This is a genomic window from Pseudomonas sp. 3HC3 (genome assembly GCF_044904505.1).
Lineage (GTDB): Bacteria > Pseudomonadota > Gammaproteobacteria > Pseudomonadales > Pseudomonadaceae > Aquipseudomonas > Aquipseudomonas putida_Y.
In genome coordinates, this window is sequence record NZ_JADDRH010000012.1 from 107,972 (window position 1) to 119,865 (window position 11,894).

The 11,894-nt window shown below is 62.9% G+C and carries 10 protein-coding genes; 1 reads left to right on the forward strand and 9 read right to left on the reverse strand.

Features of this window, described 5'->3' with window-relative positions:
• The first annotated feature begins 196 nt into the window (after positions 1 to 196).
• Positions 197 to 673, forward strand: a complete 477-nt coding sequence (locus INQ47_RS17175) for a PA2169 family four-helix-bundle protein (RefSeq protein ID WP_404702167.1) — start codon at positions 197 to 199, stop codon at positions 671 to 673.
• Here the strand turns inward: INQ47_RS17175 and INQ47_RS17180 are convergent.
• The 9 genes from INQ47_RS17180 to INQ47_RS17220 all read right to left on the reverse strand — a co-directional run bounded on the left by INQ47_RS17180 (position 670) and on the right by INQ47_RS17220 (position 11,861).
• Positions 670 to 2,160: a sensor domain-containing diguanylate cyclase gene (locus INQ47_RS17180; RefSeq protein ID WP_404702168.1), complete on the reverse strand. Its 1,491-nt coding sequence runs from the start codon at positions 2,158 to 2,160 to the stop codon at positions 670 to 672. The two genes, INQ47_RS17175 and INQ47_RS17180, sit on opposite strands and share 4 nt — an antisense overlap.
• Before the next feature lie 683 nt (positions 2,161 to 2,843).
• Complete coding sequence (locus INQ47_RS17185; RefSeq protein WP_252458840.1) at positions 2,844 to 4,178, reverse strand: OprD family porin; 1,335 nt, start codon at positions 4,176 to 4,178, stop codon at positions 2,844 to 2,846.
• A 205-nt stretch (positions 4,179 to 4,383) separates the two neighbouring features.
• Positions 4,384 to 4,608 carry a hypothetical protein gene (locus tag INQ47_RS17190; RefSeq protein ID WP_103463245.1) on the reverse strand — a complete coding sequence of 75 codons (225 nt, stop codon included), beginning with the start codon at positions 4,606 to 4,608 and terminating at the stop codon, positions 4,384 to 4,386.
• A 317-nt stretch (positions 4,609 to 4,925) separates the two neighbouring features.
• A complete protein-coding gene (locus INQ47_RS17195) occupies positions 4,926 to 5,660 on the reverse strand; it encodes a YkgJ family cysteine cluster protein (RefSeq protein WP_404702169.1) in 735 nt (244 codons plus the stop codon).
• On the reverse strand, positions 5,657 to 5,968 hold the full coding sequence (locus INQ47_RS17200; RefSeq protein ID WP_404702170.1) for a hypothetical protein: 312 nt from the start codon (positions 5,966 to 5,968) through the stop codon (positions 5,657 to 5,659). Before INQ47_RS17200 ends, INQ47_RS17195 begins: the two co-directional genes overlap by 4 nt.
• Before the next feature lie 88 nt (positions 5,969 to 6,056).
• Positions 6,057 to 6,956 carry a chemotaxis protein gene (locus INQ47_RS17205; RefSeq protein WP_021781736.1) on the reverse strand — a complete coding sequence of 300 codons (900 nt, stop codon included), beginning with the start codon at positions 6,954 to 6,956 and terminating at the stop codon, positions 6,057 to 6,059.
• A 122-nt stretch (positions 6,957 to 7,078) separates the two neighbouring features.
• Entirely contained in the window at positions 7,079 to 8,263 is a 1,185-nt protein-coding gene (locus tag INQ47_RS17210) for an HlyD family type I secretion periplasmic adaptor subunit (protein ID WP_252458842.1), read from the reverse strand.
• Positions 8,260 to 10,428, reverse strand: coding sequence for a type I secretion system permease/ATPase (locus INQ47_RS17215; RefSeq protein WP_404702171.1), 2,169 nt, complete (start codon positions 10,426 to 10,428; stop codon positions 8,260 to 8,262). Before INQ47_RS17215 ends, INQ47_RS17210 begins: the two co-directional genes overlap by 4 nt.
• Positions 10,425 to 11,861, reverse strand: coding sequence for a TolC family outer membrane protein (locus INQ47_RS17220; protein WP_404702172.1), 1,437 nt, complete (start codon positions 11,859 to 11,861; stop codon positions 10,425 to 10,427). Before INQ47_RS17220 ends, INQ47_RS17215 begins: the two co-directional genes overlap by 4 nt.
• Positions 11,862 to 11,894 lie beyond the last annotated feature (33 nt).

Below are 11,894 nucleotides of genomic sequence, written 5' to 3' on the forward strand. Positions count from 1 at the left end.
CGCACCTGGCTGTGGAAAGGTGCCGACCATACTGCAATCTGCACGAAGCCCCAAGCGGCAATCATGCAGAACGCCGTTGAGAGCTGATGCAATTATTTTTTTAAGTTATTGAATAGTAAGAAATTTATATTTTTTGAAAGCGTGGCACGAACACTGCAATTCCCTAGTGGACTATCACCTGCCAAGGAGTTCGACCATGAGCAACCCCAACAAAGACGTGATCGACGTACTCAACGACCTGATCGAGTACAGCAAGGATGGCGAGAAAGGTTTCAAGGCCTCTGCCGATGATGTGAAGAACCCCGAACTGAAAGCGTTCTTCGTCCAGCGCGCGGGTGAGTGTGCTAACGCTGCCAGTGAATTGCAGGGCGAAGTCCGCCGCTTGGGCGGCGACCCGGAAACCTCCACCAGCATCAGTGGCGACCTGCACCGCGGCTGGGTCAACCTCAAGTCGATGGTCACCGGCAAGGACGAAGAGGCGGTGCTGAACGAGGTGGAGCGTGGCGAGGACCACGCCCTCAAGGCCTACAAGGAAGCCCGCGAGAAGCTGGTGAAACTGGGCCGCTCTGCCAGCGACATGACCTACAGCCTGGTGGAAAAGCAGCTGCAAGGCGTGCAGCGCAACCATGACCAGGTCAAGGCTCTGCGCAACGCCGCTCGCGCCCGCTCCTAATCGAGCGGGCCCTCTACCCGGTTCCGGCCATTGGCCTTGGCCCGGTAGAGCGCTTCGTCCGCAGCACCCAGCACCCTGCCAAGGTCGTGCTGGGTGCTGGACAAACCGATACCGATGCTCACAGTTACCGCGTGAGCATCATCCGCAAACGGCGCCAGCGCCTCGACGCTGGCGCGGATGCGTTCAGCCAGTAGCCGGGCCCCGGCCAGATCGGTTTCCGGCAGCACGACCTGAAACTCCTCCCCGCCGTAACGCGCGGCCAGGTCCGCCGGGCGGCGAATGCAGGCCTCGATGGCCTTGGCCACTTCGCGCAAGGCATGGTCGCCACCGGCGTGACCATGGCGCTGGTTGAATGCCTTGAAGTGGTCCACATCCACCATCAGTACCGCCAGTGGTTTACGGTTACGTTGGGCGCGGGCCCATTCCTGGCGCAGCACATGGTCCAGCCTGCGGCGATTGGCCAGGCCAGTCAGGCTATCGGTGGACGCGAGCATAGCCAGGTCTTCTTCGGCCTCGTGGCGGCGGCGCAGTTCGCGGCCCAGCAGCAACGTCAGCCAGAGAATGCCCACGCACAGACCGCCGGTGGCGACGCTGACGACAATGGCGGTGCGGCGCCAGGACTCGAACACCTCGTCGGCCGAGTGCACCACCAGCACGATCAGGGGCAACTGCGCGACCCGGGCGAAGGTAAACATGCGGAGCTTGCCGTTGATGTCGGAGCGGGCGGTGAAGGTACCGCTCTGTTCAGCGATGATGCGCTTGAAATTGGGCCTTTCGGTGTAGGAGGTTCCAATCAGCGGGTCCTGCGCGCGGTAGGGCTGGCGGACGAGCAACTGCCCGTCGGTATTGAACAGGTTGATGCTGCTGTCGTGGCCAATGTCCAGGCGCTGGAACAGCTCACTGAAGTACGACAGGCGCAGCGCACCCGCTGCCAACCCGGCGAACTCGCCATTGGGGCCGGAGATGCGTCGGCTGAAACTGATACACCAGTCCAGGTCGCCGAGCTTGGCCTTGAAGGGGGGGCCCACCAGCAAACCGAGGTTGGCATTCTGCTGGTGAGCCTTGAACACCCCGGTCTGACCGAAGTTGGCTTTGCGTGGCACGCTGCTGATGGAGTCGCCGACGACATTGCCTTGCTTGTCCAGCCACAGTATGTCGCCGCGCTTGCGGTTGACGAAGGCTTCATTGAACAGCAGACGCTGACGTAGCGGGCCGGGGACTTCCGGCAGTTCCTTGCGCCCGACGGCCCAGATCAGGCCTTGCAGTGACTGATCGTAGAGTTCGACGTTGCGCAGGATGTCGCTTTCGATCAGCTGGACGATGTTGTTCGACGAGCGCAACGCCGATTGCTCGACACTTACGCGCTCGCGGTCAAGCAGGTAGCTGACGATGGCCACAATGGCGAGCACGGCAAGGCAACTGCCCAGGTTGAGGATCAGCTCGGGGTGCGACCTGTAGATTGCGGAACGCGGGGATTGGGTGGGCATGCTCGCTACTGCGTGGGCAGGGCCATTCGCGGCGGCATTATTCTAGGGAAGCAGGGATTGTCGGACAAGATTTGTCCGACGGAAGCACGGTGTACTGAACTTTTCGATTTGCCGTCGTGTAGGAGCGGGTTCACCCGCGAAGAGGCCGGCCCTGCTGGCCAATCTCCACCCGCCGTTCACCGTTGCCGCCACTACCGTATTCGCGGGTAAACCCGCTCCTACACACTGATCCGCGGTGGACACACACCGAGGATTGGACACAGGCCGTTGTAGGAGCGGGTTTACCCGCGAATGGGCCGGGCCCGCTGGCCAATCTCCACCTGACGTTCACCGTTGCCGCCACCACTGTATTCGCGGGTAAACCCGCTCCTACACACTGATCCGCGGTGGACACACACCGAGGATTGGACACAGGCCGTTGTAGGAGCGGGTTTACCCGCGAATGGGCCGGGCCTGCTTGCCAATCTCCAGCAGGCGTTCACCGTTGCCGCCACCACGGTATTCGCGGGTAAACCCGCTCCTACACACTGATCTGCGGTGGGACACACACCGGGGAATGGACAGGCCGTTGTAGGAGCGGGTTTACCCGCGAACATCGGCGCAGCCGGTGCCCAACACCGCGGTGCCTTCTTCGCGAGTGAACCCGCTCTCACAGGGTTATAGGCGATGCTTGCAGCGCTAGATCAGAACACGTTCAGTGGGTAATCGACGATTACCCGCACTTCATCGTTGTCGCTGTTGCTGTCAATCGACGCATAACCCTGGCTGCCACGGTGGGTGGCATAGCGCACCAGCACCGACAGGTCCTTGAGGTCACCTTCCTGGAACACGTATTTCACGTCCAGGTCGCGTTCCCAGTGCATGGCATTCTTGCCATCTTCGCGGTAGTAGTCGTAGTGAGTAGTGTCCTGAGTGGCCTTGGTCAGGTCGGCCTCACCGCGCGAATACGACAGCGAGGTGCTCAAACCAGGCACGCCGACACCGGCGAAGTCATAGCCATACTGCAGTTTCCACGAGCGCTCGTTCGGCGCGTTGAAGTCCGAGTACATGCGCGAGTTGTCCAGGTACACGCTGTCGCCCAGGTTGATGTAGTCGAATGGCGTGTTGCCGTTCACTCGCTGGTAGGCGGCGGTGACGCTGTGGAAGCCTGCGTTGACGGTGAAGTGCACGCTGTAGGTGTTGTTGTCGATCTTGCCTAGCAGGGCCTGGCCGGTGTCCTGGGTGTGATAGAAGTGCACGCCCGGGTTCAGGCTGACCAGGTCATTGACCACATAGGTGTAGTCGAAGTCCGCGTAATACTGGTTCCAGATGTCCTTCAGCTCGGCGGCGTACAGGTTGGCGGTGATGTGCTCGGTACCGCTCCACGACGCGCCGGCCCAGTTCAGGTGCTTGCTCTTGTCGTGCTCGTCCAGTGACCCGTAGTAGGTGTCGATGCGGCGGTGGCCGCTCTGGTTGTACGGGTGGGTGAAGCTGACCTGGCCGCCTTCGAGCAACAGGCCGTCGATGCTGGTGTTGGTCAGGCTCACACCGCGGAAGGTTTGCGGCAGCATGCGCGTTTCGCCGCCGGCGATCACCGGGTTGGTGAGGAACAGGTCACCGGCTTTCAGCTCGGTGTCGAAGGCCTTGAGCTTGACCGCAGCACCGGCAGTGGAGAACGAATGCGGGGCAGCGCCCAGCTCGCCGTCGTCCTTGATGTGTTCTGGCAGGATGCTGGTGCCGGCATGGCCGCCGCCGCCGTCGAGCTTCAGGCCCAGCATGGCATGAGCATCCAGGCCAAAGCCGACCACACCCGGGGTGTAGCCAGACTCGAAACGCGCAACCGCGCCCTGGCCCCACTCGCGGGTGTCGCGCACGCCGGCGTTGTGGTTGTCGCGGTTGAAGTAGGCATTACGAAAATGCAGGTTGAAGGACGAACCTTCGATGAAGCCATCAGCCTTGTCTTCATCTGCCTGGGCGGCGAAAGGGATCGTTGCAGTCAACGCAATGAAAAACGGGGTAAAACGAAACGCGGAAGGCACCGGTACTAGCTCCTTTGGTATGACGGTGGGGCAGTTTTTATATTTGAATGTGCGTCTTTTTATAGGTGGACGTTACAACCAGGCTGAGAGTTGAAGCACATAAAAAAAGCCGCTGATTGGCAGCGGCCTTTAAAAGGCTAACATATCGGCACTGGAGGTGCCCATGGCGTAGCCAAGGGAAAGCGGGAGCAGCGACAGTGCCTGATCAGCTGTCGGCATTGGCATCGACAGTAACTTTGGAAGCTGTCTGTTTAGCTCCTTTTGCGGTATCTGCCTTGTTTACGGCTACAGCGTCACGGGCCTCTTGATGGACAGCCGCGAGCTCTGCATTGCGGGCGACGAAAGCCGGGGATTCTTCGGCCATGGCCAGGGGCGACAACAACAGGGAAGACAGGACGAAGACGCTGGCAATACCCATACTGCTGGACATTTGAAACTACCTTCTTGCGGTGCAAGTGCTAATGAGGACAGGGGTAAAGTTAGTCCTTTCAATGCACTCGAAACAGAGCGAAGTGCGATAAGCACTGTTGCGCAAAAAGTAACGATCCTTGGGGGAGTCAATGGGACTTTCGGCGAAAGCCCCGTGCTAGAGCGCCTGCGTACTGTTTGTAATAGATGGGCTCTTCCCCGAGGCGATTCACAGTGCTACGGGTGGTGTTCGAAGAAAGCCAACGGCAGCTTGATAGCTGGCTGTCAGCCAGCTATCCGGTCGCTTTTTCGTCCGTGGCCCTGGGCAAGGTGATCAGGCTAGAAACCGATAAAGGCGTAATACACCGGGGTTTCATGGGTCGTGCGCAAACCCAGTGCCTGCAAGCTCGCCGTCAGCGCTTCATCCTGCACATGCAAGGTCCACTGCGCCCCTTCATTCCCCGGCACCTGCGCCAGCGCCGCAGCAAACGCCCCCATATCCGGCAAGTAGGCGGTAAAACCGTTGCCCTTGAGCGCACTGGTCGTCATGCCCAACGCCTGGCACACCGCTACCTTGGCGGCAATGTCATCGCGGTCGGCCTGGCGCGAAGCCTGGACCAGCGCCTGCAGTTCCACATCGACCAGTTGCGTGCCGTGAATCAGCTCCGGCCCCTGTTGCCAGGCCTCCGGCGGGCAGTCTTTGCTGTCTGGCCGCAGCGGGATATGCGGGTTGATTTCTACCGGATAGATGCGACACACCAGCGGGCGCTGCTCATAGATGGTGCAGAGGTCGTTGGCGTCTAGGTTACGGCAACGTCCGGGGTTGAATGCTGCAAAGGTCACTGAGATGCGTGCCTCGCCCTCGCCGCAATGCACCGGATGGGAGCGTCGCAGCACATGGTCACGCTGCTCCAGCGGCATGCCAGGGCCGTCCACGACGAAGGCTTCGATCAGTACCACTACCTGGCCGGCATCGTCCGCCCAGCGACGAGCTTCGGCCAGCGTCAGTGGCACATGGTGGCCGGTGCAGCATTTGCCGCAGCCGGTACAGCCGAAACGTAAGCTGTCGGTCACTTGGCTTCCGGGCTCCATTCGCTGACGAAGGCACGCTGGTGCTGGCGGTCGTACAGACACAGCTCGGTGCCGGTGCGCTGCTGCATGTGCTTTTGTGGGTAGATGCCTTCGATCAGCAGTGCACTCATGCCTGCCTGGTCATCGAACTCGGCGGGCTTGCCGCGGGCGTGGGCGTTCTTGAACTGGCTGGCGCTCAGGCAGGCCTTGAGCATCTGCTGGCGCTGCTCGTTCCAGGCCTGACTACTGGAGGCCTGGGCGATACCGCTGAAGAGGGCACAGCTGATCAGGATAGTGCTGAGAAGCTTCATATGTGATTCCGGCAATTTTCTTGCGAGGGGCGCGAATTATGCCCGAGTCACCCCCGGCGGCCAGCCGGGGAGTTTGTCGCTGAATATATCAGTGCTCGGCGAACACCACGGTACGCGCGGCCACCACCAGACAATCGGTCAGTTCTGGCGAGGAGAACTTGGTAAGGATGGCATTGGCCCCGGCCTGAGTCGCCTTTTCACTGCTCATGGCACTGTCCAGCGAGGTGTGCAACAGCACGTACAGGTGCTGGAAGTCAGGGGTTTCACGCAGCGTGCGGGTGAAGGCGTAGCCGTCCATTTCGCTCATTTCGATGTCGGAGACGATGATGTTGATCTCCTGCGCGGTGCCTTGCAGTTCCAGCAGCACGTTGATGGCGTCTTTGGCGCTGCGCGCGGTGTGGCATTCGATACCGAGGTTGCGCAGGGTGTGCACCGACTGCTGCAAGGCCACCTGGCTGTCGTCCACCACCAGGATATTGGCGGCGGCCAGCAGGCTGGCATCTTCTTCGTTCAAGGTGCCGTGCGCTGGCTCGGCGACGGGCGGGGCGATGGCGTGTATGACTTTTTCGATGTCCAACACCTGCACCAGGGTGTTGTCGACGCGCGTCACGCCGGTGATGAACGAGCGGGTGCCCGAGGCGTAGGGCGGCGGTTTGATGTCGGTGCTCAAGCAATGCACGATGCGGCTGACCGCCTGTACATGCAGGCCTTGGCGCGAGCGGCTGATCTCGGTAACGATCAGGCAGCCACCCTGTGGGTCGGCCAGTGGTTGTTCGCCAATGGCGCGGGACAGGTCGATGACCGACAGCGAGTGGCCGCGCAGGGTTGCCACACCTTTTACATGGGGGTGCGACTCGGGCAGCTTGGTCAGCGGCGGGCAGGGGATGATCTCGCTGACCTTGAGCAGGTTGATTGCCATCAGCTTGCCGCTGCGCAGGGTGAACAGCAGCAGGGATAGCGAATCCGCGCGGGCATTTTGCGTGGCCATGGTGACCTTCGGTGGGGTGCAGGGGGATAACCGGTTATCGGCCTGTTTGGGTCGGGCTTTAGGCATTTTGCACAGAACCCAGCAATACTTGGGACCCTGTGGGCGGTGTGTAAACGCCTGGATCAGCGTTCACGCAGGGCCTCCTTGGCCCGGTTCAGCGGCTTGATCAGGTAATCGAGGATGGTTTTCTCGCCCGTTCGGATATCCACTGTGGCAATCATCCCTGGCACGATCGCAAAACGCTTGCCGGCCTTGTTTTGCAAGCTGTCCTGTTCGGTGCGGATGAACACGCGGTAGTAGTAGATTTCCGGTTTGACCTCGTCCTGCAGGGTATCCGGCGAGATGCCCACCACCTTGCCGTCCAGCCCGCCGTATACCGAGTAGTCATAGGCACTGATCTTGACCTTGGCCGCCTGGTCGGGGTGAATGAAGGCGATGTCCCGTGGCGCGATGCGGGTTTCGATCAGCAGGCGTTCGTCCATCGGCACGATCTTCATCACTTGGCCACCAGGCTGCACCACGCCACCCAGGGTGTTGACCTCGATGTCCTTCACGATGCCGCGCACCGGCGAGCGCAGGGTCAGGCGAGTGAGCGAGTCGCTGCGCCCGCGGATCACTTCCGACAGGGCGTCCGCTTCGGCGCTGGCCTTGGCCAGTTCTTCCCGGGCGCGCACCAGATAGTCCGAGCGTGCCTCGTTGGCCTTGAGTTCCAGCTCGGAGCGCTGGCGGTTCAGGCGGATCACTTCAACCCGGCTGGAGGCACCCATCTTCGCCAGGTTCTCGGTGATCTTCAGCTCGCTGCGCACCAGCTGCAACGAGTCCTGAATACCCGCCAGGGTCTGTTCCAGGCCGCGGCGGCGGGTCTGGTACAGCGCGGTTTCGGCATCGATCAGGTCAGGAGAGTCGCGCAGGCTCGCCGGAAAGGTCAGTGGTTTGCCGGTCACCTCTGCCTGCAGGCGGGCCTGGCTGGCCCTGGCAGCGCGGTACTTGGCTTCGCTTTCACCAACGCTTGAGGCAGTCTTGGTCGGGTCGAGCTGGGCCAGCACCTGGCCGCGCTCGACCAGGTCGCCTTCGGCCACGCTCATCTGCGCGACGATACCGCCCTCGAACGACTGGATTACCTGCTCTCGCGAACTGGGGATGACTTTGCCTGTACCGGTGGACACCTCGGTCACCTCGAACCAGGCCGCCCAGGCCAGGAACGCCGCCAGCATCAGCGCGCAGAGGGTGATGAGGCGGCCGGCGCGGAATACCGCCTGGTCGTCCTGCCCGTCCAGGTAGGAGGCCGGGAGTTCATGGTCGCTCATGCCTGGGCTCCTTGCAGTTTGGCCAGCGCGGCATCGCGCGCGTCATCGATGACAATGCGCCCGGCGTCCAGCACCAGGATCCGATCGACCCGCTGCAGAACACTCAGGCGATGGGTTGCGATCACCAGTGTACGGCCCTGACAGAAGCGCTCCAGGTTATCCAGCAGCTTGCGCTCGGTCGTGTCGTCCAGCGACGCGGTCGGCTCGTCCAGCAGCAGCACCTGCGGCTGGCGTACCAGTAAGCGCGACAGCACCAAGGCTTGGCGCTGACCGCCAGACAAGCCCAAGCCTCCTTCGAGGATCAAGTGGTCCATGCCCTTGGGCAGGCGGCGGACGAAGTCCAGTGCACCAGTCGCGGCCAGCGCGGCCACCAGTTCCTGGTCGCTGGCCTGGCCGGCGCCGAGGGTGAGGTTTTCCCGCAGGGTGCCGTGGAACAGCCTCGCGTACTGCGGCAGCAGGCCGACGTCACGGCGTAGGTCAGCCGGGTCGAGGTGGGCCATGGCGATGCCGTCCAGGCTGATCTCGCCCTGTACCAGGTCCATGGCCCCGCCCAGCGCCTGCAGCAAGGTTGATTTGCCGGCGCCGTTGCGGCCCAGCACGGCAATGCGCTCGCCCGGCTGGATATCCAGCCGGCCAATGTTCAGCACCGGCGGGTGCTCTTCGCTGTAGCGGAAGTTGGCCTGGCGCAGGCGGTACTCGCCGTGAATGGCCGGCAGGTGCACGCGGGCTTCGCCTTCGGGGTGGTCGACCGGCGATTGCATCAGCTTGTCCAGGCCTTGCAGCGCGACCTTGGCCTGCTGCCAGCGGGTCAGCACATGGGTCAGTTGGGCCAGCGGCGCCATCATTCGCGACGAAAGCATGGATGCCGCCACCAGGCTACCTGTGGTGAGGTCGCCGGCGATGACCATGGGTGCGCCGATCACGATTACCACGGCAAACACTGCACCCTGCACGTTCTGCGTCCAGGTCACCAGGCCGTTGGTGAGGGTGCGTAGGCGCAGGTTGGTGTGCGCGCAGGCCGCGTTGTACTGGTTCCACTGCCGTTCGAAGCGTGCCTCTGCCTGCAGTGCCTTGATTTCGTCCAGGCCCTGGATGCTTTCCACCAGCATGGCGTTGCGCAGCGCCGACTCACGCATCGAGGCGTTAGCCAACCGTGCCAGGCGCCGTTGTGCAAGCAACCCAGGCAACACCATGGCCAGCAGCGCGACCAGCGGGATGAACACCAGTACGCCGCCGATCAGCCAGAACACGAACAGGAACAGCAGGAAGAACGGTAGGTCGGCCAGCACCGTAGCGGTGCTGGACGTGATCAGGTCGCGGATCGACTCCAGCTCGCGCAACTGTGAGATGAACGAGCCGGTGGACTTCGGCCGCACCGAGTTGCGCAGGCGCAGGGCATGGCCATAGACCAGATCGCTCACCCGCAGGTCGGCGCGCTTGCCGAGCAGGTCGGTCACCTTTAGCCGCAGCAGGCGCATGCTGAAGTCGAACACCAGTGCCAACACCACACCGCCAAACAGGACGTAGAGGGTGGGCAGGGATTCAGCCGGTATCACTCGGTCATACACCTGCATCGAGAACAGTACGCCGGCCAGCGCCAGCACGTTGGCCACCAGTGACGCGACCATCACCTGCCCATAGGGGCGCAGGTCGCGCAGTACGATGCGGGCGAACCAGTGGCGGTCGTAAGGGGCGGTGTAGTCGTCGGTGCGCACATCGCGCAGTGACCGGGCCGGGCGCAGCAGGGCAACGCGGTTGATGCGGCCTTTCAGGGTGTCGCGGGGCAGGCGCGAAGTCAGGCCTTGGTCACCGGCAAACACTACCGCCAGGTCGTCCTCTTCGGTCACCGACTCGACCACCGCCAGTTGCCCGTCGTCCAGCTCCAGCACCAGCGGCGTGCGCCATTGCCGCAGGCCCTTGGCATCGAAGTGCACGAAGCGCAGTGCCAGCCCCGCCTGACGTGCCATGTGGCGGAGGATTTCATTCAACGGGCGGGCATCCTCCACTGCGGCCAGGCGAATACGCTGGGGTGATACGTCCAGGCGGTAGTGGTGCGCCACCTGCAATATCACCTCAAGCCAGGGGCCAAGGTCTGGCCGGTGCGCGGCGGCCTGCTCCGGCGCGGGTGCCTGGTTGGGCAGGGTCACATCGATCGAATCACTCATGGCTGGATCTCCACACCTTGCAGGTTGCGCCCCTCAAGGCCAAAGGCCGTGCGCAGGGCGCCGGTGTTGTACAGGCAGTCGACATCCAGGCGCAGCAGATCGGAGCGGGTGCCGGCAAGTTCGAAGCGTGACTGGTAGATCTCCTGCTCGGCGTTGAGCAGGTCGAGCAGTGGCCGTGTGCCCAGGTCCAGGTACTGACGCCCGTAGAGCATGCGTGCTTCCTGAATACTGGCCTGGCGCGCTTCCAGCGAGGTCAGCCGGCGGCTTAGCCCGGAGGTTTGCGCCATGGCTTCGGCCAGGCCCCGACGCGCCTGCAGGCGGGCGGCGTCCTCGGCGGAGTCGGCTGCGGTCAGCGCGTGGCTGGCCGCGCGGGTACGGGCGCTGATGGAGCCCCCTTGGTAGATGGGTACTTCGACGTTCAGGTAGATGCCTGCCTGGGTGCGGTCCAGTCGTGCGTTATCGCGGTTATAGTCGTCGTCCAGGTAATGATTGACCTGCGGTTGCAGCGACAGGGTGGGGTAGGCCTCCGCCTTGGCCTGGGCCAGTTCAGCCTGGCCCTGTGCGCGCTGGGCCAAGGCCATCAGTACGGCGGGCAGGCGGTCATCACCCTGTGCAGGGCGCTTGCAGGCCTGGTTCAGCTCAGCGGGTGAGCCCTCGGCCAGTGCCGGAGGGGTAACGCGGCCCATCAGCGCCGCCAGGGTCGAGCGCCAGCGCTCGTACTGTGACTGGTACTCCTCCAGGGTGGCACGGGCGCTTTCCACGCGGGACTCGGCCTGCACCACGTCGGAACGGGTGCTGGCGCCCATGTCGCTACGCTGGCGGGCCATGCCGGCAATGTCGCCCACGCCGCGAATCTGGTCGCGGGCAATCGTCATCAGTTGCTCGTAGCGGCGGGTTTCGATCCAGGCATAGGCTGTGTCGCGGGCCAGATCGTCGACCACCAGCAGGATATTGGCCTGGGCGCGGGCGGCAGCAGCCTGGGCCGCATTGACGGCGCTGTCGACCTTGCCGAAGTCATAGAGCATTTGCTTGAGCGACAGGTTCAGGGCCTGGCTATTGCGGTCGCCGCCATAACCGGTGTCATAACCGGTGCGCAGACCGCCGGAAATCTGTGGGTAATACCCCGCACGGGCGACATTGATACCTTCGCCCTGCTTGTAAAGGTTGCCGATGGCCTCAGCGATGCTCGGGTGCCATTGCGCTGCCTGCAGCACCGCGTCGGTAAGGCTCAGCCGTTCGCCACTGGCGACCGGGGCCATGCCGGTGGGGGGGCGGGCGGGCACCGCTTCGGGCGCATCGCGTAACAGCGATGGCCCGATCTGGCGCAGGTGGGGGTCTATATCATCGGCTGCCTGGGCAACCGGGTGGAAGTTCAGGGCCAGGAACCCGAAGGCTCCCAGCAACAGCGGTGACAGCGGACTGCTTCGCTTCACATAGTTCCCTTACTGCTGGTCGTCCATGCCGCC

Excerpts from the sequence above, each read along its gene's own strand:
- INQ47_RS17175 (WP_404702167.1), top strand. The coding sequence starts at position 197 with ATGAGCAACCCCAACAAAGACGTGATCGACGTACTCAACGACCTGATC.
- INQ47_RS17180 (WP_404702168.1), bottom strand. The coding sequence starts at position 2,160 with ATGCCCACCCAATCCCCGCGTTCCGCAATCTACAGGTCGCACCCCGAG.
- INQ47_RS17190 (WP_103463245.1), bottom strand. The coding sequence starts at position 4,608 with ATGTCCAGCAGTATGGGTATTGCCAGCGTCTTCGTCCTGTCTTCCCTG.
- INQ47_RS17200 (WP_404702170.1), bottom strand. The coding sequence starts at position 5,968 with ATGAAGCTTCTCAGCACTATCCTGATCAGCTGTGCCCTCTTCAGCGGT.
- INQ47_RS17205 (WP_021781736.1), bottom strand. The coding sequence starts at position 6,956 with ATGGCCACGCAAAATGCCCGCGCGGATTCGCTATCCCTGCTGCTGTTC.
- INQ47_RS17210 (WP_252458842.1), bottom strand. The coding sequence starts at position 8,263 with ATGAGCGACCATGAACTCCCGGCCTCCTACCTGGACGGGCAGGACGAC.
- INQ47_RS17215 (WP_404702171.1), bottom strand. The coding sequence starts at position 10,428 with ATGAGTGATTCGATCGATGTGACCCTGCCCAACCAGGCACCCGCGCCG.